This is a genomic window from Jeotgalibacillus sp. R-1-5s-1, assembly GCF_004405105.1.
Classification (GTDB): Bacteria; Bacillota; Bacilli; order Bacillales; family Jeotgalibacillaceae; genus Jeotgalibacillus.
Window position 1 is genome coordinate 269,745 of record NZ_SORW01000002.1, and the last position, 24,837, is coordinate 294,581.

The 24,837-nt window shown below is 43.0% G+C and carries 29 protein-coding genes; all 29 read right to left on the reverse strand.

The annotated features are described in order from the left end of the window. Positions 1–32 precede the first annotated feature (32 nt). The 29 genes from rseP to E2491_RS01490 all read right to left on the reverse strand — a co-directional run bounded on the left by rseP (position 33) and on the right by E2491_RS01490 (position 24,816). Positions 33–1,289: an RIP metalloprotease RseP gene (gene rseP / locus E2491_RS01350; RefSeq protein ID WP_134371770.1), complete on the reverse strand. Its 1,257-nt coding sequence runs from the start codon at positions 1,287–1,289 to the stop codon at positions 33–35. 91 nt (positions 1,290–1,380) lie between these two features. Further along, the gene (gene dxr / locus E2491_RS01355; RefSeq protein ID WP_134371772.1) at positions 1,381–2,532 is read right to left on the reverse strand and encodes a 1-deoxy-D-xylulose-5-phosphate reductoisomerase; all 1,152 of its coding nucleotides are present in this window, start codon (positions 2,530–2,532) and stop codon (positions 1,381–1,383) included. A 12-nt stretch (positions 2,533–2,544) separates the two neighbouring features. Then, on the reverse strand, positions 2,545–3,333 hold the full coding sequence (locus tag E2491_RS01360; protein ID WP_134371774.1) for a phosphatidate cytidylyltransferase: 789 nt from the start codon (positions 3,331–3,333) through the stop codon (positions 2,545–2,547). Next, positions 3,330–4,124 carry an undecaprenyl pyrophosphate synthase gene (locus E2491_RS01365; protein WP_134371776.1) on the reverse strand — a complete coding sequence of 265 codons (795 nt, stop codon included), beginning with the start codon at positions 4,122–4,124 and terminating at the stop codon, positions 3,330–3,332. The genes E2491_RS01360 and E2491_RS01365 overlap by 4 nt, the downstream gene beginning before the upstream one ends. Positions 4,125–4,350: 226 nt before the next feature. Then, positions 4,351–4,908: a ribosome recycling factor gene (frr, locus tag E2491_RS01370; RefSeq protein WP_134371778.1), complete on the reverse strand. Its 558-nt coding sequence runs from the start codon at positions 4,906–4,908 to the stop codon at positions 4,351–4,353. A 2-nt stretch (positions 4,909–4,910) separates the two neighbouring features. Next, positions 4,911–5,633, reverse strand: a complete 723-nt coding sequence (gene pyrH, locus E2491_RS01375; protein WP_134371780.1) for a UMP kinase — start codon at positions 5,631–5,633, stop codon at positions 4,911–4,913. 84 nt (positions 5,634–5,717) lie between these two features. Next, the gene (gene tsf, locus E2491_RS01380) at positions 5,718–6,599 is read right to left on the reverse strand and encodes a translation elongation factor Ts (protein WP_134371782.1); all 882 of its coding nucleotides are present in this window, start codon (positions 6,597–6,599) and stop codon (positions 5,718–5,720) included. Between the two features lie 92 nt (positions 6,600–6,691). Beyond that, positions 6,692–7,408, reverse strand: a complete 717-nt coding sequence (gene rpsB, locus E2491_RS01385; RefSeq protein WP_134371784.1) for a 30S ribosomal protein S2 — start codon at positions 7,406–7,408, stop codon at positions 6,692–6,694. 151 nt (positions 7,409–7,559) lie between these two features. Further along, positions 7,560–8,051 carry a DUF6115 domain-containing protein gene (locus E2491_RS01390; protein ID WP_134371786.1) on the reverse strand — a complete coding sequence of 164 codons (492 nt, stop codon included), beginning with the start codon at positions 8,049–8,051 and terminating at the stop codon, positions 7,560–7,562. A 15-nt stretch (positions 8,052–8,066) separates the two neighbouring features. Next, a complete protein-coding gene (locus E2491_RS01395; RefSeq protein WP_134371788.1) occupies positions 8,067–8,381 on the reverse strand; it encodes an RNA polymerase subunit sigma in 315 nt (104 codons plus the stop codon). 30 nt (positions 8,382–8,411) lie between these two features. Continuing rightward, complete coding sequence (locus E2491_RS01400) at positions 8,412–9,179, reverse strand: FliA/WhiG family RNA polymerase sigma factor (protein ID WP_134371790.1); 768 nt, start codon at positions 9,177–9,179, stop codon at positions 8,412–8,414. Positions 9,180–9,408: 229 nt separating this feature from the next. Beyond that, on the reverse strand, positions 9,409–9,897 hold the full coding sequence (locus E2491_RS01405; RefSeq protein WP_134371792.1) for a chemotaxis protein CheD: 489 nt from the start codon (positions 9,895–9,897) through the stop codon (positions 9,409–9,411). A 1-nt stretch (position 9,898) separates the two neighbouring features. Continuing rightward, on the reverse strand, positions 9,899–10,528 hold the full coding sequence (locus tag E2491_RS01410) for a chemotaxis protein CheC (RefSeq protein ID WP_134371794.1): 630 nt from the start codon (positions 10,526–10,528) through the stop codon (positions 9,899–9,901). Further along, on the reverse strand, positions 10,525–10,965 hold the full coding sequence (locus E2491_RS01415; protein ID WP_134371796.1) for a chemotaxis protein CheW: 441 nt from the start codon (positions 10,963–10,965) through the stop codon (positions 10,525–10,527). The genes E2491_RS01410 and E2491_RS01415 overlap by 4 nt, the downstream gene beginning before the upstream one ends. A 19-nt stretch (positions 10,966–10,984) precedes the next feature. After that, positions 10,985–12,997, reverse strand: a complete 2,013-nt coding sequence (locus E2491_RS01420; protein ID WP_134371798.1) for a chemotaxis protein CheA — start codon at positions 12,995–12,997, stop codon at positions 10,985–10,987. 6 nt (positions 12,998–13,003) lie between these two features. After that, positions 13,004–14,092 (reverse strand): protein-glutamate methylesterase/protein-glutamine glutaminase, encoded by a 1,089-nt coding sequence (locus E2491_RS01425; RefSeq protein WP_134371800.1) that lies wholly within the window; start codon positions 14,090–14,092, stop codon positions 13,004–13,006. Between the two features lie 9 nt (positions 14,093–14,101). Then, positions 14,102–14,959, reverse strand: a complete 858-nt coding sequence (locus E2491_RS01430; protein WP_134371802.1) for a MinD/ParA family protein — start codon at positions 14,957–14,959, stop codon at positions 14,102–14,104. Continuing rightward, positions 14,946–16,040 (reverse strand): flagellar biosynthesis protein FlhF, encoded by a 1,095-nt coding sequence (locus tag E2491_RS01435; protein WP_371414443.1) that lies wholly within the window; start codon positions 16,038–16,040, stop codon positions 14,946–14,948. The genes E2491_RS01430 and E2491_RS01435 overlap by 14 nt, the downstream gene beginning before the upstream one ends. Before the next feature lie 2 nt (positions 16,041–16,042). Next, positions 16,043–18,076 carry a flagellar biosynthesis protein FlhA gene (gene flhA, locus E2491_RS01440; RefSeq protein WP_134371806.1) on the reverse strand — a complete coding sequence of 678 codons (2,034 nt, stop codon included), beginning with the start codon at positions 18,074–18,076 and terminating at the stop codon, positions 16,043–16,045. 20 nt (positions 18,077–18,096) lie between these two features. Then, positions 18,097–19,176 (reverse strand): flagellar biosynthesis protein FlhB, encoded by a 1,080-nt coding sequence (gene flhB, locus E2491_RS01445; RefSeq protein WP_134371808.1) that lies wholly within the window; start codon positions 19,174–19,176, stop codon positions 18,097–18,099. Further along, positions 19,173–19,955 (reverse strand): flagellar biosynthetic protein FliR, encoded by a 783-nt coding sequence (gene fliR, locus E2491_RS01450; RefSeq protein ID WP_134371810.1) that lies wholly within the window; start codon positions 19,953–19,955, stop codon positions 19,173–19,175. The genes flhB and fliR overlap by 4 nt, the downstream gene beginning before the upstream one ends. 4 nt (positions 19,956–19,959) lie before the next feature. After that, the gene (gene fliQ, locus E2491_RS01455) at positions 19,960–20,229 is read right to left on the reverse strand and encodes a flagellar biosynthesis protein FliQ (protein ID WP_134371812.1); all 270 of its coding nucleotides are present in this window, start codon (positions 20,227–20,229) and stop codon (positions 19,960–19,962) included. A gap of 15 nt (positions 20,230–20,244) precedes the next feature. Continuing rightward, a complete protein-coding gene (gene fliP, locus E2491_RS01460; RefSeq protein WP_134371814.1) occupies positions 20,245–20,910 on the reverse strand; it encodes a flagellar type III secretion system pore protein FliP in 666 nt (221 codons plus the stop codon). Then, a complete protein-coding gene (locus tag E2491_RS01465) occupies positions 20,903–21,556 on the reverse strand; it encodes a flagellar biosynthetic protein FliO (protein ID WP_134371816.1) in 654 nt (217 codons plus the stop codon). Before E2491_RS01465 ends, fliP begins: the two co-directional genes overlap by 8 nt. A 5-nt stretch (positions 21,557–21,561) precedes the next feature. Further along, positions 21,562–21,924: a chemotaxis protein CheY gene (locus tag E2491_RS01470; protein ID WP_134371818.1), complete on the reverse strand. Its 363-nt coding sequence runs from the start codon at positions 21,922–21,924 to the stop codon at positions 21,562–21,564. 23 nt (positions 21,925–21,947) lie between these two features. Continuing rightward, positions 21,948–23,141 carry a flagellar motor switch phosphatase FliY gene (gene fliY, locus E2491_RS01475; RefSeq protein WP_166805761.1) on the reverse strand — a complete coding sequence of 398 codons (1,194 nt, stop codon included), beginning with the start codon at positions 23,139–23,141 and terminating at the stop codon, positions 21,948–21,950. Further along, on the reverse strand, positions 23,131–24,129 hold the full coding sequence (gene fliM / locus E2491_RS01480) for a flagellar motor switch protein FliM (protein ID WP_134372256.1): 999 nt from the start codon (positions 24,127–24,129) through the stop codon (positions 23,131–23,133). Before fliM ends, fliY begins: the two co-directional genes overlap by 11 nt. 32 nt (positions 24,130–24,161) lie before the next feature. Next, positions 24,162–24,602: a flagellar basal body-associated protein FliL gene (gene fliL / locus E2491_RS01485; RefSeq protein ID WP_134371820.1), complete on the reverse strand. Its 441-nt coding sequence runs from the start codon at positions 24,600–24,602 to the stop codon at positions 24,162–24,164. Then, the gene (locus tag E2491_RS01490) at positions 24,592–24,816 is read right to left on the reverse strand and encodes a flagellar FlbD family protein (protein ID WP_134371822.1); all 225 of its coding nucleotides are present in this window, start codon (positions 24,814–24,816) and stop codon (positions 24,592–24,594) included. The genes fliL and E2491_RS01490 overlap by 11 nt, the downstream gene beginning before the upstream one ends. Positions 24,817–24,837 lie beyond the last annotated feature (21 nt).

Consider the following 24,837-nt stretch of genomic DNA (forward strand, 5'->3'; position numbering starts at 1 on the left):
TATCTGCAGTTAATTTTTACTTGCGTTATTTCTTATAAAAAGAATCGTTGGATATCATTCCATGTTACAACGATCATCAGAAGCATGAGGAGTGCAAAACCAACAAAGTGCACCATACCTTCCTTCTGGCGGTCTACCGGTTTTCCTCTCAAAGCCTCAAGTCCGAAAAACATTAGACGTCCGCCGTCGAGTGCAGGTAACGGAAGAAGGTTCATAATACCAAGGTTAATACTTAAAAGACCTGCCCAGTGCATCAGACTGTAAACACCGAATGCTGCACGCTGTTCAGTTACTTCATAAATACCAACCGGTCCTGCTAAATCATCAATGGAAAACTGTCCAGTAATCAGGTCACCTAAAGCGTTAAAGATCAATACAGTTGTCGCATATGTTTCCTCTGCCCCAACAGCCACTGCCTTTAACGGCGCTTTTTCAACAGGATTGTAAACACCGATTCTGCCCATTTCCATGTCACCGGATACAATGGCTTCCGGCGTTACCAGAACTTCTGAAGCTGCTCCATCACGTTCATAAACGATCGTGATTTCTTCTCCCGGATACTGCTGAACGGTCTGTGTAAGGTCAGTCCACTGACTGATCGACTGCCCTTCGATTTCAACGATACGGTCGCCTTCAAGGAGACCAGCCTCAGCGGCAGCCCCGCCTTTTACAATATCACCAAGCACCGGTTCGTCAGATGGAATCCCCTGCAACAGCCCGATCAGCGTGAAAATAAGAAACGCAAGAATAAAGTTCATTGCAGGACCTGCAAAAATGGTGATAAAACGCTGGCTCAGCTTTTTTGAATTGAACTGGCGATTCCATGGAGCAATTTGTGCTTCCACTCCATCTTCGACAAATACAGCTTTGTCCGAAACGGAGAAGGTCTGTAGTTCTTCTTCTCCTTCTTCGTACCCTTTGATAAACAGTTCACGTTCCAGATCCGCCTCTGCAACCTCTATTATGCGTAGGTCAGGATAACGGTCTTTATTATTCAATACCATTTTCTCAACGGTTTCGTCACGGTTCAAAACAAGACCTACACGAAATCCGGGTTTCAGCTCCGTCATCTCCGGGTCTTCCCCGGCCATTCTGACATAACCGCCGATCGGCAGCAGCCGCAGGGTGTATTTTGTCTCTCCCCTTTGGAAAGCTAAAACTTTCGGCCCCATTCCAATGGCGAACTCACGGCAGAGAATGCCGGCCCGCTTGGCAAACACAAAGTGACCAAGCTCATGGAAAAACACAAGTGCCCCGAAAATTATGATAAACGCGATGACTGTATTCATCGTCATAACCACCTTTTTATTTGTTAAATGCACCTTTTACATAAAGGACTTTACATCATTGTAGCACGTTCTAAAAAAGTGGGGGAATCTTTCAGCTCTTAAATTTCGAAAGAATTCTTGAACGCGTTTCCTTGTCCAGCTCAAAAATCGTCTCTAAATCCGGGTTTTGAATGACCTGATGAGCCCCCATAGACTCCTCAATCAGGTTTTCAATATCAAGAAATGAAATTTTTTCATTCAGAAACAGTGCAACTGCTGCTTCATTCGCCGCATTCATCACAGCAGGCATTGACCCTCCTGCCCTTCCCGCTTCATAAGCAAAAGCAAGACAGCGGTAACGCTCCAAATCCATCGTTTCAAAGTGAAGCTTTCCAATGTCCTCAAGTCTCAGGCGCTTTCCTTTAGGATGCGGCAGCCTGTCAGGATAACTTAGCGCATATTGGATCGGCACTCTCATATCAGGGGTTCCAAGCTGAGCGATAACGGAACTGTCATGAAATTCCACCATGGAATGGATAATGCTTTCTCTGTGCAGAAGGACATCAATCTGATCGTATGGAAGATCAAAAAGCCAATGCGCTTCAATGACTTCAAGCCCTTTATTCATCATGCTCGCTGAATCGATCGTAATTTTTGATCCCATACTCCAGTTTGGGTGATTCAGCGCATCTTTAACCGTCACATGCTTTAATTCTTCACGGTCCAGGTCACGAAAGCTGCCTCCGGATGCGGTAACAACAAGCCGCTCAATATTTTTGCTGTTTTCTCCCTGCAGAGCCTGGAAAATAGCTGAGTGCTCGCTGTCAACAGGTAGCAGTGTAACCTCATGCTCTTTTGCAGCTTTCATCACAAGATGTCCTGCTGTCACAAGTGTTTCCTTATTGGCAATGGCAATCGTTTTGCCAGCCTCAATGGCTTTCATCGTTGGTCCGAGCCCTACACTTCCCATAACTGCGTTAACAAGGATATCCGCTCTTGGATCAACAGCGGTTGCTTCAAGCCCCTCAGTACCGAAGTACACATCTATTTTTCCTATGTATTCGCTTTTGAGTTTTTCTGCATCCTCCTCTGTCTGTACAGAGACGAAGAATGGGTTAAACTCTTCAATTATTTTTCTTGCTTCGTTTATGTTCTTTCCAACTGAAAAAGAAGTCAGGGAGAAAGAATCCCGATGCTCCCTGATTACATCCAGCGTCTGAAGTCCGATTGAACCGGATGCTCCCATTAAAGAAATTGTTTTCATCTTAACCTCCTGTTAGATAAGTTGCAGGATATGCATAAGCGGCAGAACAAATAACAGACTGTCAAAACGGTCCAGCAACCCACCATGACCTGGAAGAATGTTCCCTGAGTCCTTTACCCCGTAATGACGTTTTAACGCTGACTCAACAAGGTCACCAATTTGGCCAAATGCAGATAATACAACGGTTGCAAGCAGTAGATACCAAATCGGCGTTCCCAGGGGCGCAACCAGTGAAAAGATCAGAATCACGACCACTGCACTGATAATGCCACCTACAAAACCTTCAACCGTTTTGTTCGGACTGATATCCGGCCACAATTTCTTTTTACCCATTGATTTACCGATAAAATATGCACCTGAATCCGTTGTCCAGATAATCAGCAGTGCAAAGACAATCCATAAAAGATCGGCACTTCTCGTTTCTATAAAATAGTAAAAACCGATGCCAACATACAGCATGGCGAAAACAGCAAATGCTGCATCATCAAAAGTGAAGCGGTTTTTCTTTAAAACGGTATACACTAGAAGAAGCAGCACTGATAACAGCGCCATTTCAATTTTTGAATAGTTCAGCATATTCAATACTTCATAATATTCATCCGGCAGAAGAAAAGTCCAGAGCGTAATCATAGAGATTGCACCTGGAATTGAGCGGAACTGAATCGATCTCATTCTGAGCACTTCATAAAGTGCAATCGTCGCAATTAAGTAAACGCCGATTTCAAATAAAATGCCCCCGATTAAGACAACCGGTACAAATAATCCAGCGGCAATAAAACCTGTAATAATTCTCTGTTTCATTGAGATTCCTCACTTTTCAGTCCGCCAAATCTTCTGGAACGCTTCTGGTAAGATTCAATGGCTTCAATTAAATGTTCTTCGCTGAAATCCGGCCAAAGTACATCAGTGAACCAGAACTCAGCGTATGCCAGCTGCCAAAGCATAAAATTACTCAGACGAATTTCACCACTCGTTCGAATCATCAGATCCGGATCACCGAGGTGATGTGTCATCATTAATGAAGAGAACTGCTCATCGTCGAGTTCATCAATGGAGCATTCGCCGTTTTGCACCTTCTCAGCAAAAGACTTTGCTGCCTGGAGGATTTCAGAACGGCTTCCATAGTTAAGCGCGAAATTCAACACAAGGCCTGTATTGTTTTTAGTCGCTTCAATTGCCTTATCGACCGCTTTTAATGTGTGCTCAGGAATCTGTGAACGTTCACCCATCATTTGAACCTGAACGTTTTCTTCCACTAGCTCCGGTAAAAAAGTGCCGAGAAATTCTTCCGGTAACTTCATCAGATAATCCACCTCCATTTTGGGGCGGATCCAGTTTTCAGTCGAAAAAGCATATAAAGTCAATGCTTTTACGCCAAGCCGATTTGCCAGACGGGTAATCGGCCTCACTGTTTTCATTCCCTCATGATGGCCTGCAATGCGGGGAAGAGCCCTTTTGTTCGCCCATCTCCCGTTCCCATCCATAATGATTGCAATATGATCAGGTATTTTATAGGATTTACACTCTTCTATTCTTTCATCAAGGGTGTCCGGCTCTTTCGTGGACTTCCATATTTTCATTTTATCGAGCATTGTACATCCCCCATACTGTAATGGCATAATTCATGCTTTTCTTATCATATCAAATATTTCCTGCCACGTGTTATCCATCCCGTGAAAACTGACAGATTTCCGGGTGCTTCATGGGGGTAAATAAATGATACTCAGAACATTAATAAAGCCCCCTACATCGTAGAGGGCTTTTCTTATCCTATTTGATGACAAAATGGATGTCAAGCTATCCCTTAAAAAGGAATGATTAAACCTCCATGATTTCCTGTTCTTTTGCTTTCGCCAGGTCATCGATTTTCACGATATGCTCATCAGTCATTTTCTGAACATCATCGCTGTATCCGCGCAGATCATCTTCTGTGATGTCTCCCGCTTTTTCCTGCTTTTTAAGGTCGTCATTTGCGTCACGACGGATATTACGCACCGCCACTTTCGCATCCTCTGCTTCTTTTTTAACCGTTTTTGCAAGTTCTTTACGGCGCTCTTCAGTCAGAGCAGGAATCATAATACGGATTAAAGTACCATCATTGGCCGGGTTCAGTCCAAGATCTGACTTCTGAATCGCTTTTTCGATATCGCCTAATGAAGTCTTATCATAAGGTGTGATTTGAAGAAGTCGGGCTTCTGGTACAGAAATCGAAGCCATCTGGTTAATCGGTGTAGGTGCTCCATAATAATCAACCGTAATCTTGTCTAAAAGTGAAGCGCTCGCGCGGCCTGCACGAATCGAAGCCAATTCACGTGAAAAAGCCTGAATTGCTTTTGTCATTTTCTCTTTTGTCTGATTAATTGTTTCCTGTGCCATTATTATTTCCCCCTAACAATTGTGCCGATGGATTCTCCAAGAGCAGCACGTTTAATATTTCCATTCTCCATAATCGAGAATACTATGAGTGGAATGTCGTTGTCCATACATAATGACGAAGCGGTTGAATCCATCACCGCTAAACCGTCTTTTAATACATCTAAAAATGACAGTTCATCATATTTAACTGCTGCCGGCTCCACTTTCGGGTCAGCGGAATAAACACCGTCAACATTGTTCTTTGCCATCAGAATGACTTCTGCTTCAATTTCAGCTGCTCTGAGGGCCGCCGTTGTATCAGTTGAGAAATAAGGATTCCCCGTGCCTGCCGCGAAGATCACAACACGCTTTTTCTCAAGATGTCGAATGGCTTTTCTGCGAATATAAGGTTCTGCAACCTGACGCATTTCAATTGATGTCTGAACGCGTGTCTGAACGCCAAGGTTTTCAAGGCTATCCTGCAGGGCCAATGAATTCATCACCGTCGCAAGCATACCCATATAATCAGCAGATGCACGGTCCATGCCCATTTCACTGCCAATCTTACCACGCCAGATATTTCCTCCACCTACTACAACCGCTACTTCTACTCCAAGGTCAGATAGTTCTTTAATCTGTTCAGCGACTGATTTAATAATGGGTGGGTGAATGCCAAATCCCGCTTCACCTGCCAGTGCTTCTCCACTAAGCTTTAACACCACTCGATTGTATCTTGAATTACTCATAGAATCCTCCCGTATGGTTCGTTTTTTCCAAAAAAGAGGGAACACAAAGTGTCCCCGCTCATTAATCATGCTGTGTAACAGCTATTACTTTTTAACCTGGCTCATTACTTCGTCAGCGAAGTTGTCCTGGCGCTTTTCAATTCCTTCTCCAACTTCATAGCGTACGAAATCTGTAAGCTGTGCGCTGTTTGAAGCAAGGAAATCACGTACCTTCTGGTCAGGATTCTTAACGAATGGCTGATCAACGATACAAATTTCTTCGAAGTACTTGTTCAAGCGGCCTTCAACCATTTTAGCAACGATATTTTCCGGCTTGCCTTCTTCAAGTGCCTGTTTTGTAAGGATTTCACGCTCTTTATCAGCCTCTTCCTGAGAAACCTGGTCACGTGAAACGTATTTTGGATTAAGGGCAGCAGCGTGCATCGCTACATCTTTTGCCACCTGCTCTTCAGTTGTACCTTCAACAACAGATAGAACGCCGATACGTCCACCCATGTGCAGGTATTCACCGAATACAGCATTCTCGCCTTTAGTGCGGATTGCAAAGCGGCGAAGGCTGATCTTTTCACCAATTTTACCAACAGCAGCAGTAATGTAATCAGCTACAGTTGATCCATTTGACATTGTTGTTTCAAGAGCTGCTTCTGCAGTTTCAGGCTTTGTAGCTAAAAGGTGGTCAGCGATCTCGTTTCCAAGAGACTGGAATCCTTCATTTTTCGCAACGAAGTCTGTTTCAGAGTTTAGCTCAAGAATTACTGCGTCATTACCGTTACTCTTGATAAAAGTAAGTCCTTCAGCAGCGATACGGTCTGCTTTTTTAGCAGCTTTAGCGATTCCTTTTTCACGCAGGAAGTCTACCGCCTGGTCCATGTCACCATTTGTTTCCTGAAGTGCTTTTTTGCAGTCCATCATACCTGCGCCTGTTTTTTCACGAAGTTCTTTAACCATTTGTGCTGTAATAGCCATGAATTGTTCCTCCTTGGATTATATAAATTCATTTTATTCCTTTAAAAAAGGTGATAAGGGAAGTTCCCGCTTATCACCTTTTCAGCTATACATTACTCAGCAGCTACTGCTTCTTCTTCCTCTTCTTCAACCTGCTTTGATTCAAGAATCGCATCAGCCATTTTAGAAGTAAGAAGTTTTACTGCGCGGATTGCATCATCGTTTGCAGGGATTACGTAGTCGATTTCATCCGGATCACAGTTTGTATCAACAATACCTACGATTGGAATGTTCAGTTTACGTGCTTCCGCAACCGCGATACGCTCTTTGCGTGGGTCGATGATGAATAGTGCATCAGGAAGCTTCTTCATATCTCTGATACCGCCAAGGAATTTCACAAGACGCTCATATTCTTTCTTAAGCTGAACGACTTCTTTCTTTGGAAGTACATCGAATGTACCATCTTCTTCCATCTTTTCGATTTTCTTAAGACGGTTAATACGAAGCTGGATTGTGTCGAAGTTAGTCAGCGTTCCACCTAACCAGCGCTGGTTGATGAAGTGCTGTCCTGCACGTTCTGCTTCTTCTTTCACTGACTCCTGAGCCTGCTTCTTCGTTCCTACGAAAAGAACTTCTCCGCCGTTAGCAGATACTTCTTTCACGAACTTGTAAGCTTCTTCTACTTTCTTAACCGTCTTTTGAAGGTCAATAATGTAGATTCCGTTACGCTCTGTGAAGATATACTTCTTCATTTTCGGGTTCCAGCGACGTGTCTGGTGTCCAAAGTGAACACCTGCTTCAAGCAATTGTTTCATTGAAATAACTGACATAGTGTTAGTTCCTCCTTATGGTTTTCTCCTCCGCTCCGGTCATGTTTAAGTCGAAAACTGCCATTACGGCAGCACCAATTCGCCAAATCACGAAGCGTGTGTATTAACACCGTTAATTACTATACCACACAGCAGAGTCATCAGCAAGCAGTTATTTTGCGTTTTGACTGAACTTAATCATCAGTTCCACTTCCGTTTTTCCTTTATTCAGCTTTTTGGCAATGTCAGCGATGCTCAGACCCTGCTGTTTAAGTAAAACGGCCTGTTCAGCAGGTGTTTTTTCAGCCGGTGCTGTTTCCTGTGGCAGGGATGATTGATAAGAGGACACTGCCATTTTTTTAGCCGTTTTACTAATGAGTGACCCTGATACTTCCTGCTCCGTCTGCTTCACAGCTTTGGCAGGTTGAACAGCTCCCGTTACAGCCTGCTTTGATTGCAATGTTTCAAACTGTTTGAGGAATACCTCGTTTTCTTCTTTTATTTCGAGCAGATAGGCAGTAAAGGTCTGTTCGATTTCATTTAATGCCCGTTCGTGCTGTACTTCCTTGTCTATGAGCCGGTTCTGCCTCATAAACAGCAGGTAGATGGATAAAAATGCAGCAATGTTAAATAGTAACGATAAAATGAGTAAAAATAAAATCATAATGTCTCCTTATCATCAGCCCGAAAAATCGATTCTTCTTCCTTTAAAAGGATGGTGATCTTTTTGCGACTCATGTTTTTCCTTCACTTCCGGCCTTTCAGTTTCCTGAGACTGATCAGAAAATTCTTCTGCGCTCTGCTTTTTAAGTTTTGCTTTCTCACTTTCCCCATAGCGGTTTACGGATGCCCGCTTTCGTAAAAGATCCTTTTCAGCAAGTGCTGCGAGCTGGCTCTGTGTGACTGCATTCTGCTGTTGCTGCTGATCTGCGGATCGCCCGGCTTCAATTGTTTTTGGAATGGACATTTGTAAACTGATGACTTTAAATGCCATACAGCACGCTCCCTTTCAAAACGCTCCTCCTCAGGATTGGTATTCGGCAGCGAGGAGCTTTCTCAGTTTAAACAGACATTTTGAATGAATCTGGGAAATTCGTGATGTTGATAAATTCATGACCTCTCCAATTTCAGTGAGGGTAAGCTCTTCTGTGTAGAAAAGGCTGATGACCAGCTGTTCCTTTTCATTCAATTGACCAATCTTTTGTGCCAGATCTTCAATCAGTTCATTTTTCACGAGCTGATCTTCCGGCAGCACTGAATTACGGTCTTTAATTGTAAAAGCAGCTGTTTCACCGTCTTCTTCCGTGGCATGCTCGTCCATCGAGAGAACGTTGGCAAACAAATGCTCCTGTGTGATCTGATAAACCTCTTCAACCGGAACGTCCAGTGCAGCAGCTACTTCATCCGGTTCCACATGACGAAGTGATTTCTGCTCCAGCTCTTCAATCACTGATTCAACTTTTTTAGCTTTTTCCCGTGCCGACCTTGGCATCCAGTCTTCTTTTCGCAATCCGTCAATGATGGCACCGCGGATTCTGAAGGAAGCATACGTATCAAATTTCAGATCCCTGGCCGGATCAAATTTTTGTAGTGCATCCAGCAGTCCCATCAAGCCCAGACTTTTGATATCATCACGTGAAACATTTTTCGGAAGACCGGCACTGATACGCTGTACATGATATTGCACCAATGGCATGTATCGCTGAACGAGCATATCACCAGCATATGCATCTCTGGAGGCTGTCCACATCTGCCAATAATGTTTTTCAAGATCTGTCGCTGCCTGACTCATGGGGATCCTCCTTTAGACTGATAATATATACTTTCCATTATATCAAAAGGAGTATGACTTGTGTTCAGGCATTTAAAAAAAGAGACTGGTTCTAAAGACCTCAAATAACCATTTATCGAGACCGTTTCACCAGCTTCCCTGAAGCGTTTTACGGATGATATAAAAAAACAGACCCATATTGAGTCTGCTTTTCAAATGATGGCGCTGATGATTCATAACAAAAGCACCATCAGATCATTTTTTCCCCTACATTGACAGTTCGAACAGACAGCTGGTAAGTGACTGGATCAAACTCGATTGTACGTCCACTGCTACCCCCTGTATCTTCACTGATGATGGGAATATTTAATTTTTTCAATTCAGCTTTTACAGCTTCTACATTCCTGGGCCCAATCCTCATCGTATCTTTCTGAGTGGAAAACTGAAACATCTGTGCACCTCCGGCAATTTTTGCCTTCAGGCGGGTTGCCGGAAGTCCCATTTGGCTGATCAGATGGGTGACTCCGGTGTCTGCAAACTTTGCAGGATTAATCTCTCCGGATCTTGCCAAAGCAGAATCGGGAAGCATGACATGAAGCAACCCGGCTTTTTTTGAACGTTCATCGTAAAGAATCACGCCCACACATGAGCCGAGTCCGGATGTCCGTATTTTATCCGGCGGCTCTGCTACACCTGAATCTGCAATCCCAATTTTTATTACGGTTCCAACCTTAAGCATTTTATTCGACTCCTAATGCATGAAAAAGGGTCCGGAACGAATCCGGATCAGGCAGCAAAAAGAACTGGCCGTTTGCACCTTCAGTCTTTTTCCCCTCGTTCGCAAGTTCAGTATCAATCACGATGGCCTTATCACCTGCCTGTGAAACTTCTACGAGACCATAGCTGATAATGGCACCTGCCATATCAACTGCGATGGCAGGAACCGTTGGATACAAATTAAGATTCGTAAAGTCAGACAAGGAGGATAAATAAGAGCCTGAAAGAATATTCCCCATCTCCTGAAGAGCTGAAAGCCCCATTTCCGATTCAGCAATCTGTTCAAAATTGAAGCTGTCATCCTTTATCATGGTGCGTATAAACCCTGAAGCCTGTTCAATAGATAAAATGAAGAACATACTCCCGGTCATTTCCCCTTCAATCCGGAGAAAGACGCTGACTACAACGTTTTCAGGTCCGCCTGCCATCTCCATCATCTCATCAAAAGAAACGACCTTTACATGGGGCACAGACATATCCACTTTATTGCCAAGCAAAGTGGAAAGAGCCGTGGCAGCATGACCTGCACCAATATTTCCGATCTCTCTTAATATATCTAGATGATAACTTGTGATGGTGTCCTCATAACTCATGAGACATTCTCCAGTACTTTATCGAGCTGAAGAAGAATTAACAGCCTGCGTTCAATTTTAGCAACACCGCTGATAAAATCAGCTTCAATACTTCCCACTACATTTGGCTGCGGTTCGATGGACGTTTCAGGGATATCAAGTACATCATTGGCTGAATCAACGATTAAGCCTACTTCCCGTCCATCAAGTGTGACAATAATGATTCGTGTATGCTCATCAAAAGATCCGGCTTCGATGCCAAATCTCGTTCTGAGATCAATAATCGGAGTAACGACTCCTCTCAGATTTACAACGCCTTTAACGTGAGAGGGAACGCCTGGTACCCGGGTAATGTGCATGACTTTTTCAATAGACTGTACATTTTGAACCGGAACGGCATATTCTTTATTCAGAAGTTGAAAAACAATCACCTTTAAATCGTTTACCAAAACAGTCATCTGCTGACACCTCTTTTCTTTATTGAATTAATGCGTTGCAATCTACGATTAATGCGACCTGACCGTCACCAAGTATAGTAGCTCCGGAGATAGCAAATATATCACCAAGGTAGTCACCCAGCGTTTTCAGCACGACTTCCTGCTGCCCAATAAATGAATCTACAACGAGCCCAGCAAGTTTTTCACCTTTTCTGACAATAATAACAGAATGAATGTCTTCTTCCGCTTCCTTGTTGACGTCAAACACTTCATTCAGGAAAACAAGCGGAACAACTTTGCCGCGGAAATCAATCACACGCTGGTTATGAGCGTGAAGGATTTCTTCGTTTTTAACGATTGCTGTCTCAATGATAGAGGATAACGGGATCGCAAACTTCTCATTTTCAATCTCTGTCAGCATGACTGAGATAATGGATAGCGTCAACGGAAGCTGAACGGAGAAAATGGACCCTTCTCCCGGTGTGGAATGAATCGTAATGGTTCCGCCAAGAGATTCAATTGTTGTCTTCACAACATCAAGTCCAACGCCTCTTCCGGAAATATCAGAAATCGTCTCAGCTGTTGAGAATCCTGATGCCATAATCAGCTCATAAATCTGGCTGTCTGTCATGGTCTGAACCTGTTCTTCAGTAACAATTCCCTTTGACAGCGCTTTATCAAGAACTTTTTCCTTGCTGATTCCTGCACCATCATCCTGAATTTCAATAAAGACATGGTTTCCACTATGATAAGCACGAAGATCAATCGTACCTGTTTCAGGCTTACCTTTTGCTGCACGTTCTGCAGGGCTTTCAATACCATGATCAATTGCATTTCTAAGCAGATGTACGAGAGGATCGCCTATTTCATCAATAACAGTCCGGTCAAGCTCTGTATCCTGACCACTGATCTCGAGATTAATCTGTTTATTCAAATCCCGCGCCAGCTGACGGATCATTCTCGGGAAGCGGTTAAATACTGTTTCAACCGGTACCATTCTCATCGTCAGAATAATAGACTGAAGGTCACCGGAGATTCTTGACATTCTTTCCACCGTTTCGTTCAGCTCACCGTGATTCAATTCTTTTGATATCTGCTCTAATCTGCCTCTGTCAATAACAAGTTCCTCGAACAGATTCATCAGAACATCGAGTCTGTCAATATTTACACGAATCGTCTTGTTAGCTACCTGATTTTTTGGAATTTCCTTTTCAACCGTTGGATGGTTCGACTGCTCAACTTCAGCCCCTGCTGTCGGAACATCCGCTTCCAAAATCGTAACAGCCGCTTCTGCTTCTGCCTGGAACCCGGCAATATCAAGCTTTTTAGCAACAGCCTGTTCAACTTCTGACACTTTCATTACGCTCTTTTCCACAAAAGAAGCATCTTCTTTTGTTACGATCGTAACGGTAAAATGCTGATCAAAATTCTCCTCTTCAAGCTGATCGACAGTTGGAGAAGATTTTACAACCTCAGCGACTTTTTCAAGCACTTCAAATACCATATATACACGTGCAGCTTTCAGCAGACAGTCATCTCTTAATGCAACTGTCAGTTCGTATGCATGATAGCCCTGCTCAAGAGACTGATGAAGAACGGTCTGCTCAAACTGGTCGTATGATACTTCAGTCTTTACCTGTAAAGCATTCGAGGAGTTCTCCTCAGTTAATACTTCACCCTTTTCAATGGCTGCGAGTCTGCTGATCGTTGATTCCACATTTTTTTTGCCATCCCCGCCACCAGCGATGGATGTAATCATTTCTTCAAGATCATCGACCGCTGCAAAAAGAACATCCATCATGTCTGTACTGACAGTCAGTTTCTCATTGCGGATCCCATCCAGCACGTTTTCAAGGTTATGTGTCAGGTTGGCGAGATCCTCATACCCCATTGTTGCAGACATCCCTTTTAACGTGTGGGCAGATCTGAAAATCTCGTTAACAATCTTAAGGTCCTCCGGATTTTTTTCAAGTTCAAGCAATTGTGTATTACAGTTCTGCAAATGATCTTTACTTTCTTCAATGAATACTTCCAGATACTGATTCATTTCCATAAGAACTCACCCTTCCGCAAGTTTTGCGATTCTTCCTGCAATTTGTGGCAATGGATCCACATAGCTGATTAAGCCGGTTGTTGCAGCTGCCTTAGGCATTCCATAAACAACACATGTTTCTTTTGACTCTGCTATTGAGGTCACATCATGATGATGATGTAAGTGTACCAGACCTTTAGACCCATCTGCACCCATTCCAGTCATAATCACGGCAATTTTTTTTATTTTTAACTGCGCAGCAGATTCAAACATTACATCAACAGATGGACGGTGTCCGTTCCTTGGAGGACTCTGATCCAGCCTGATGGTAATTTCAGCTGAAGACTGAGTCAGTGTCATATGATAATCGCCGGGAGCAATATACACATGACCGTTTTTTAATACGTCACCCTGCTCAGCTTCCTTGATGGTCAGCTCAGATAACTGATTCAGCCTTGCGGCCAGAGATTTTGTAAATCCCGGCGGCATGTGCTGTACAACGACAACAGGTGCCTTTAACTGTTTAGGAAGAGCTGACAGGACTTCCTGAAGCGCCCTTGGTCCTCCAGTGGATGTCCCGATTAGAACAAGGGAGTTTTTAGGAGTGCGTGCACCTACATATTTACTATCGGCATTAACCGTGACTTTTTCAGTATATATTTTATTTTCAGGCGTTTTCTTTATAACATGGTTCATTGTTGAAATTTTCGCACTGGAAGCATGTATCACTTTTTCCACGAGTTCTTTTTTCACCTTATGTAAATCTAGTGATATAGTACCAGAAGGTTTTGCAATAAAATCCACTGCCCCGTAATCCATGGCTAAAAATGCGTTCTCAGCACCTTGAACTGTCGTGCTTGAAAGCATTATTACCGGCAGTGGATGATCTTTCATAATGATTTTTAAAGCTTCAAGTCCGCTCATAACCGGCATCTCAACATCCATCGTGACGACATGTGGTTTTAAAAGGCGGATTTTCGCGATGGCATCCTGACCATTTCTAGCTGTTCCGACAACCGCAATTGAAGGAACCTCTGACAGAAACTCCTGAATCAGTTTGCGCATAAAAGCTGAATCGTCTACAACGAGCACTTTTATTATTTCTTCCCTTACCATCTCAGCACCTCACTTTTTTCTGAAAAATGCACTAAGCCTCTCAGTAAATCGCGGCTTCACAGAATGAATGTCGGATTGTTGATTTTCAATATAAGCTGTGGTAAGTTTCCTTAGCGTTTTTGCAGCTGGAGATGCCGGATACATTTTTGTAAAAGGCACCTGACTGTTAACAGCTTTTCTCACAGAAGGATCTTCAGGGAGACTGCCAAGCAGTCGGACTTTTTTGCCCAGAAATCTTTCAGCAGCCGTCTCGAGCCTTTCGAGTGCTAATTTACCTTCCGCGCGATCCATCACCCGATTGCATAAGAGTGAAAAATCTTTGGATTCATCTTTCATATGTATAAATTTCATCATAGAATAAGCGTCCATGATGGAGGTTGGTTCCCCCGTTGTAATTACGAATACTTCATCAGCCGCCATAATTAATTCAAGCCCGTTGGCAGATGCTCCTGCACCCATATCAAAAATCAGATAATCGTATTGATGAATGAGCTCATTAAATCCATCAAGTAATCTGGTTATTTCAATATCTTTCCACTCTATCATCTTATTCAAACCTGAACCGCCAGCAATATAGGAAAAATTTTGATCGACCTGATAGGTGACCTCTTCAATCGATCCATCCCCTTCAAGAAAATGAAGAATCGTTTTACCGGACTGCTGCCCTAACAGGATATGGACATTTCCCATTCCTATATCCATATCCATCAGCAGCACTTTATGCCCAAGATTCGCCAGCTCAGATGAGAAATTAATAGAGAAATTGGATTTTCCAACCCCTCCTTTTCCACTTACAACAGCAATTGCTTTTCCCGTTTTTTCACTCATCTTCATCATCTGTCTTCTCAGCGTTTCAGCTTGATCCATACGGGTTCACACCTTTTTTCAAAAATTCTCTAATCGTGGCAGGATTTGCTTCTTTAATATCTTCAGGAACTGCCTGACCGGTTGTTAAATAAGCAGCTCCAAGTCCACTGTTCGTCATCAGGTGATAGGCAGGTCCGACACTTGCACTCTCATCCCATTTTGTAAAGATGAGCCCATCAAGCTCAACATCGCCGAACTGACTGAATACAGCCTGCATATCCTGCAGTTTAGACGTCATGGAAAGAACAAGAAATGTCTGCATGTCTTCATTGAAATTGATTGTATTCATCAAATCTTCAACATACTGAATTTCTTTATAGTTTCTCCCGGCAGTATCAATAAAAATATGATCGTAATCGCTGAACTTCTCTGCTGCTTCATCAAAATCCTGACGCTTATAAACGACTTCAATTGGTACATTTAAGAGCTGGGCATACGTCTTCAGCTGTTCAATTGCACCAATACGGTAAGTATCTGTTGTGATGAAGGCAATTTTCTTCTTTGATTCAACCACGAGCTTTGCTGCCATTTTTGCAATAGTGGTCGTTTTTCCCACGCCTGTCGGGCCTATCAGACTGATATATTTCTTATCAGCCTGAACACCGCCATGCGCGAGCTGATCAACAGGCTGCAGAAAATAAGAAAGAGCCCAATCATACAGTTTTTCGTCATCAGATTCCTGCCTCCACTTTTCATGAAGGTATGCCCCGAGCTCGAGCAGCCACTCATCTTGCAGATCCTGATTCTGGTAATCACTTAATACATTCACTACAGGTGACGGTAAATGCTGAAACCTGTTGTTCTGGCTGGCAGACATATTCACCATTAATTTTTTCAGTTCCCTGATTTCCTCTTCCAGCTTTTCATGACCCGGATTTTGAAACAAACCAGGACTTTCCTTGGCAGCAGCGGGCTCTGTTTGATCGATACCTGCCACTACCTCAATCTGTTTCGTTTTAAATAAACCGAAAAATCCACCGGTATAAATGACTTTTGAATTTAAAATAACAGCGTCACTGCCTAATTCTGCACGCACTTTTTTCATCGCCTCAGGCATTGATGGCGCTGTAACTTTTTTCATCTTCAATCGACCGTCACCACCCCTACACTCTGTACTTCAACATTTGCTTCGAGTTCATTATAGGACAGAATCGGAATTTGCGGGAAATACCTCTCTGTCAGCTGACGAATATACATCCGGACTGCGGGTGAACACAGAATGATCGGTGTCTGTTCTGTCAGTGAAAGCTGTTCAATCTGTTGAGCCATTGCCTCAAGAATTCTTTGTGAATCATTTGGATCCAGCGAAAGATAATTTCCATGCTCCGTCTGCTGAACATTATCTGCTGTCATTTTTTCAACTTTGCCTGACAATGTAATCACTTTTAACGTGTCACCAGGCTGAGCAAATTGACTTGTTATTTGTTTGGCTAAAGATTGTCTTACATATTCAGCCAGCACATCAGTATCTGACGTCATTTTCGCATAATCAGCAAGCGTTTCGAAAATTACCGGCAGATTCCGTATAGACACATTTTCTTTAAGCAGCTTCGATAAAACCTTCTGAACATCTCCAATTGATAAAGGCGATGGCGTTACTTCCTCGACTAATATTGGATAGGACTGCTGCAGATGATCGATCAGCTGCTTCGTTTCCTGACGTCCGAGCAGGTTATCTGCATGACCTTTGATCATTTCAGTAATATGTGTTGACACTACAGACGGTGGATCGACAACCGTGTATCCAAGCATCTCAGCCTGATCCTTCACCGATTCATCTATCCATTTGGCCGGCAGCCCAAATGAAGGTTCAATCGTATCAATACCGTCAATTGAATCATCATCCCCTGGACTCATAGCCAGATAATGGTCAAGGAGAAGTTCTCCTTTTGCGACTTCATTTCCTTTAATTTTCAGTCTGTATTCGTTTGGCTGAAGCTGAATGTTATCCCGAATTCTTACAACAGGTATAACCAGGCCGAGTTCGAGCGCCAGCTGACGGCGGATCATCACAATTCTATCCAACAGGTCCCCTCCCTGATTGGCATCAGCAAGCGGAATCAAACCATAACCAAATTCAAATTCAATCTGATCGACATTTAACAGGCTGACTACACTTTCAGGACTCTTCATTTCATCCGTTGCGGTCTCCTCTTCGACTTCAAGCGGATCTTCCATCTCGTTTTTCTTGGACTGAGACAGCATGTATCCACCTATTGCTAAAATCAGCGCGATTGGAAGCGTCAGCAGATTACTGATTGGTGTAAAGATTCCGAGCAGGGCAATGGTTACGGCAGCAACATACATAATCGGCGCAAAAGAAAACATTTGAGACGTAATGTCCTGTCCGAGGTTTCCATCAGAAGCGGCACGCGTTACAACGATACCTGTAGCCGTCGAAATCAGCAGAGCAGGGATCTGCGAGACAATGCCATCTCCGACAGTCAGCAAAGAAAACTGGTTTGCAGCGTCTGCAAGCGGCATACCCATTTGAACAATCCCGATCACCATACCAAAAATCAGGTTGATCATGACAATAATAATACCGGCAATCGCATCTCCTTTAACGAATTTGGTTGCACCATCCATCGCTCCGTAAAAGTCAGCTTCCCTGCCGACCTTTTCACGACGTTCACGTGCTTCTGTTTCGTTAATCATGCCTGCATTTAAATCAGCATCTATACTCATCTGCTTACCTGGCATCGCATCGAGTGTGAATCGGGCAGCGACTTCAGATACACGTTCCGCCCCCTTAGTGATAACGATAAACTGAATAATAATCAGGATGATAAAGACAACGATCCCGACTAAAATATTTCCCCCGGTAACAAACGTACCGAAAGTCTCAACAACACCACCAGCTTCCCCCCGACTTAAAATAGCTCGGGTTGTCGATACGTTCAGACCAAGTCTGAACAGAGTGAGCAAAAGGATCAGTGCCGGGAAAATCGCAAATTCAAGCGGCTCTCTCATATTCATCGAGACAAGAAGTACAATGAGCCCCAATGTTATATTAATGATTATAAATACGCTAAGCATCCAGGAAGGCAGCGGAATGACCAACATTGCGATGATCAGGATGACGCTTCCGAGTATGGCTAAATCTTTTCCTTTCATGCTGGTCCCCTTTCAAAGTATTACACTTTGTTTTTTATCCGGTATACATAAGCAAGAATTTCAGCCACTGCTTTAAAGAACTCTTCAGGAATCGGGTCACCAATTTCTGCCTGATCATAAAGCGCTCTTGCAAGCGGCCTGTTCTCAACAGCAATGACATCATTTTCTTTAGCAATCAATTTTATTTTCTGTGCAATAAAATCGACTCCTTTTGCAACGACTACAGGGGCTTCAAATTCCCCATCTTTATATTTCAAAACAATGGCATAGTGGGTCGGGTTGGTGATGACAACGTCTGCGTCCGGAATCTCTGACATCATCCGTTTCATCGCCATTTCCCTTTGCCGCTGCTTAATCTTTGATTTGATCAGCGGATCCCCTTCCGTGTTTTTATATTCGTCTTTAATGTCCTGTTTAGACATCCGTATATTTTTTTCAAAATCGTATTTCTGGTACAGATAGTCAAGAACCGACAAAAGAATCAACAGGGCTGATGCGAACAAGCCCATCTGAACTGTCAGTGAACCTGTCGTGATAAGGGTTTGTGCAACAGGCTTTAGAGACAGCTGGAGCACTTCTTCAATACTGAACCAGATAACCAGAAAAGTTGTTAAACCAACAAGTGATATTTTAAGGACTGACTTTAAAAGTTCAACTAACGCTCGTGCAGAAAATATCCTTTTAAAACCTTTTATTGGATCAAGCTTTGAGAGCTTTGGCTTCAGTGGATCTGTTGAAACAAGAAATCCCACCTGCAGATAGTTACCAACAATGCCACCGATTGCAGCAACCCCCATAATAGGAAGCACAAGCCAGGCAACCTGCGTGAGCATTTCACCATACACGATCATCGTTGAATCAAGTGTCACGGGACGTTTGATATAATCCATGAGCGGCACAGCCACCATGTTCAGCATCCGCTCTCTAAACCAGCCACCAGCAAAAAACAAAAACAGAAATACAGCAAACAAAATGATCGCAGTATTTACATCCTGACTCTTTGCAACCTGACCTTTCTTACGCGAGTCCAGACGTTTTTTAGGAGTGGCTTTTTCCGTTTTCTCACCTGCAAAAAACTGAAGATTCAACTGTAGCTTCATGATCCACCATCCCCTAAAACACTCATCAGATCTCTCATCACAACAAACATGAGGTCAAACAGAGACTGAATAACCTGAAATGTTACCCCCATCAATATAATCAGGACAACAAAGGCAACGGTAATTTTTATCGGAAAACCAATAACAAAAATATTAAACTGAGGTGACGTTCTGGCCACGATTCCAAGCGCCACGTCCACAAGAAACAGGGTGGCAATAACAGGGGCAGCCATTTGAAAAGCAATCATAAAGGTTGCAGCAAATGCTTTAATGACCAGTTCCGCTGTCATCGGGTTCCCAAAATTAAGTGTGGCCTGATCCAGCGGGATAAACTGATAGCTGAAAAAGATTCCATCCATGATTAAATGATGGCCGTTTAAAGCAAGCAGCAATAATAAAGACAGTGTATATAAGTACTGACCTGTTAGCGGACTTTGCGCACCAGTTTGAGGGTCAATGATATTTGCAATGGCAAAGCCCATCTGAAAATCAATAAAATTTCCGGCAATTTGTATAGCAGACAAAACAATGTAGGCAATTAAGCCGATAAATAAACCGACAGCTGCTTCTTTAATAATTAGAAGAATATATTCTCCGTTAATATCAAATGGTTCCGCGTCGATGGTGTAATACATCATCCACGATAACAATAGCGCCATTCCTATCCGGTGTGTAGCGGGAATTGTTCTGTGTGAAAACAATGGAATCGTCACAAAAAATGCTGAAACCCTTGCTACGATAAGCAACAAAATAGTAAGTCTTGGATACAATTCTTCCATCTGTTTAACCTATGTACCGTGTTAAATTTGTAAAAATATCTTCAGCATAGGCAACAAGCTGCGTTAACATCCACGGTCCAAAGAAAATCAGTGCCACCATGACGGCAATAATCTTTGGAATAAAGGCGAGCGTCTGCTCCTGAATTTGAGTAGTTGCCTGAAAAATACTGACCAGCAGACCTACAATCAGCGCAACCAGCATCAGTGGAAGACTGATCGCCAGTGTAATATAAACACCGCGTTCTGCGATGGAAATAACCATTTCTCCATTCAATCTGATTCACCTGCCCTAAAAGCTCTGAAGTAACGACTGCATAACAAGATACCAGCCATCTACTAATATAAATAACAAAATTTTAAATGGCAGCGAAATCATCACTGGCGGGAGCATCATCATCCCCATGGACATGAGAATCGAAGCAACAACCATATCAATGACGAGAAACGGAATAAAAATCATAAATCCCATTTGAAACGCTGTTTTAATTTCACTTAGCGCAAATGCCGGTACCATGACTGTCAGCGGAATGTCCTGAATCGTTTCAGGCCTTTCTGCCTCTGTGTAACTTAAAAACAGCTCAAGGTCCTTTTGACGTGTATGCTCACTCATAAATTCCTTGAAAGGAATGGAGGCTTCTTCATAGGCTGTTTCCAGATCAATTTCTTCATTAAACAAAGGGGTCAATGCACGTTCATTCACCTCGCTGAGCACAGGCGCCATGACAAAAAAAGTAAGAAACAGCGCAAGTCCAACGATCACCTGGTTCGGCGGCATCTGCTGTGTGGCGAGTGACGTCCTGACAAAGGACAAAACGATCACAATCCGTGTAAATGATGTCATCAAAATGAGAATGCCAGGTGCCAGTGAAAGGACCGTTAATAGCAGCAAAAGCCGCACAGAGGTTGCGACGTCATCTGGAGGACTATCATTAAAAAACTGTATAAACTCATCCATCTTCGTTACGCTCCTTGCTCTTGGCTTTTTCAAAAATCCGCTTTCGATCTTCCTTTTGCTGTTTAAGCTGGCTCTCGAAAAGCTTTGTGAACGATAATTCGTTTGATGCTTTTACTGACTGGCTGCCTGCTATCTTTTTCTTAACTGATAACAGGTTGGAAAGTGGGCTCGTTTGAACGGACTGATGATTTTTTTCATCATAAAATGCTTCCAGTTCTTTAATCTCTTCTTCACCGGTAACTTCCTTTATGAGCTGAACGTCTTCACCTACCCCGAGAATATAGTAGCTTCCTGCCACTTTAACGATCTGTATGGAACGATTTCCTCCGAGTGTTGTACCGCCAAGATTCCGGATCATTTTAGACTGTTGAAAATTTCTTGTTTTACTGTTAACAAACTTTAACAATCCATACAAAAGTACGATGACAAGCGCAAGAGCTCCAATCAATCTGACAAATGTCATAAAATTAATCTCAGTTCCGGAGTCCTCAGACGAACCAACTGAAGGAATTTCCTGGTCAGTACATTCCGCTGAAGGATTTTCACCCATACAATCAGAAACATTTCCCGGTGAGGCATAACTAAATTTTTCTCCTCCTAGCATCACGATGCCAAGGAGGAGAAAAATGCAAAACCATTTTTTCATATTGATCAACCTATCGCTTTACTAATCGCCTCAACAACCCGGTCAGCTTGAAAAGGTTTAACGATAAAGTCTTTAGCTCCAGCCTGAATAGCATCAATTACCATTGATTGCTGTCCCATTGCTGAACACATAATGATTTTTGCTGAACTGTCCATCTTTTTGATTTCCTTCAGCGCAGTAATTCCGTCCATTTCAGGCATCGTGATGTCCATCGTAACGAGGTCAGGCGATGTTTCTTTATATTTTTCAACAGCCTGCTGACCGTCAGCAGCCTCACCGACTACTTCAAATCCGTTTTTAGTCAGAATATCTTTGATCATCATTCGCATAAACGCTGCATCATCAACGATTAATATCTTCTTTGCCATTTCAAAATACCCCCAAGCTATAATTAGCGTAATTTATTTAAGCGGTCTGTTTTACTTACAATATCAGTCAGGCGGACACCGAAGTTTTCTTCGATAACGACTACCTCACCTTTAGCGATTAACCGGTTATTAACAAGAATATCTACGGGTTCGCCCGCCAACTTATCAAGTTCAATAATGGAACCAGATGTCAATTCAAGAATTTCCTGAACCGATCGTTTCGTTCTTCCTAACTCAACCGTGACTGAAAGAGGGATATCAAGAAGAAGATTAAGGTTTCTGGACTCTCCGGCACTTAACCCCGGCGAGTCAAACTGTGAAAACTGTGCCGGCTGGACATCAACCGTGCTAGCAGGCCGCTCACGATTAAGCTGAATTCTATCGTCATCGACAGGTTCTTCAGCAAACCTTGATGGCTCGGGCTGCTGTTTTTGCACCAGCTGCTCTTGCACTACTGCAGGCGCAGGCCGTTCTGCCACGGCAGATGAGGCGGCAGCTTCATGATCAGGCTGAGATTGATTCGCACCAGTAAGCTGATCAACAATCATCTGACCGAATTCAAGCGGAATCAGCTGCATAATATTTGAGTCAATCAGTGTACCAATCTTCAAATTGAAAGATATTTGAATAACAAACTCTGAATCTGGCAGGTTATGCATCCCTTCAGACTGATCAAGATTTACAAGATCAATGCTCGGCGGCGAAATATCCACCTTTGCACCAAAGATCGTTGACATTGATGTAGCGGCAGACCCCATCATCTGATTCATGGCTTCCTGGACGGCACTCAGCTGAATTTCCCCAAGGTCACCGGATGGACTCGTACCATCTCCTCCAAGCATTAAGTCTGCAATAACGGCTGCGTCCTGCTGTTTAATAACAAGCAGGTTATTTCCTTTTAAACCTTCTGTGTAATGCACGTTAATGGCAGCAGAAGGGTGTGGAAATGATTTGGATACTGTTTCTGTTTTTACAATCGTTACTTCTGGTGTAGTAATGTCCACCTTCTGATTTAAAAGTGTGGAAAGAGCGGTAGCTGAGCTTCCAAACGAGATATTACCAATTTCACCTAAAGCATCAATCGCCATATCGTCCAAATAGTCGGACAGATTCGGTTCATTATCTGCCGGTTTTTTTTCTGTTTCATCTTCCTCATCAGCTGTTCCTTTTAACAAAGCATCAATTTCATCCTGGGAGAGCATGTCATCACTCATCATCGTCCTCTCCTCCTTTCAATTCTTCAATAATCTGAACACCAATTTTCTTACCAAGCTGTCCCGGCTGAGCTGTAAATTTTGGAACATCGCCAATTTTCAGCGTAACCGGCTCATCAAACCGGTGATTCAGCTCAAGCACATCCCCAACTTCAAGCATCAGAAAATCTTCTATTTCCATCACTGATGTTCCAAGTTCTGCTGAAATAACAAGATCTGCTTTTTTCACACGGCGCTCAAGTTGAAGCTGTTCTTCCGGTTTGATTGCCTTTTTTTCTGATTGCATCCAGTACTTAATGGACAGGTTAGGCATGATCGGCTCAAGCACCACATGCGGGAGACAAATATTAATCATACCCGTTGATTCACCAACAACTGTGTTGAGTGAAATCACGACAACCGTTTCATTAGGCGATATAACCTGTAAAAATTGGGGATTTACCTCGAAATCGGTCAGGATCGGATCAATTTCCGCTACCGATCCCCACGCTTCCCTTAAGTTATCAAATGCCCTTTCAAACATGGTCGACATGATTTTTGTTTCAATCTCTGTCAGGTTATCAACCTTACTTACACTCGAACCATGACCGCCAAGCACCCGATCCATCATGGCATAAGCTATGTTCGGATTAATTTCCATCAGAATCTTTCCATCGAGCGGCGGAATCTCATAAACATTTAAGATCGTCATTTTAGGCACTGATCTGATAAATTCTTCATAAGGAATCTGGTCCACCGAAGCCACATTTATTTGAACAAATGTCCGGAGCTGTGCAGAGAAATATGTAGTGAGCAGTCGGGCAAAGTTTTCATGGATCCGGGAGATACTCCGGATCTGATCTTTCGAAAAACGAAGCGCCCTTTTAAAGTCATAGACCTTAACCTTCTTTTCCTGCTCTTCTTTTTTAATTTCTTCTGCAGACATCTCCCCGGTAGAGATAGCTGATAATAATGCATCAATTTCATTTTGAGAGAGTATATCTCCAGCCACTTCCATTCACCTCCGTCCACCTGCTGCATTCATTATTGAACGACAATATCTGTCGTATATACCTGAAGAACTTCGCCTTCATGCATAAATTCATTCACTCTGTTTTTGATAATTTCTTTAAAAGCGTCTTTACCCGCACTTCCTTCAAGATCAGTTTTAGACATCTCTGAAAGTTCACCAATCAGGATATCCTTCACCATAAACTCGAGCTGCGTCAGTTCTTCTGCTGCTTCTTTGCTGTCTGTCTGAATCGAAACCGTCACTCTTGCAAAGTTATTACCATTAATGTTTGTGGTCACTTCCGGAATACTTACAGTCGCTTCTGCTATTTCTTCTACAGACAGTTCAACTGCTTCTTCTTCGCCTTCTTCATCACCGGAGGCCAGCTGATTAAACACAACGACTGCTATAACACCTATGAGTGTGATCGATACAAGAATGATGAGCATAATCATCAGCAACTTATTCTTCATCGTCATCATCTCCTTTCAGCTGACTCAAATTTAGTACATGGATTGACCGGTAAAACGATCGGATCTGCTCCTGTACTTCTTCCATGGAGTTTCTCACTATATATTTTTTCCCATTTGTCAGCGTAATCGTGGTGTCAGGAAAAGCCTCTACTGTTTCAACATAAATGGCGTTTATCATAAACTCTTTTCCATTTAATCTTCTTACTTGAATCATAGCAGCCGGTGCCCTCTGATT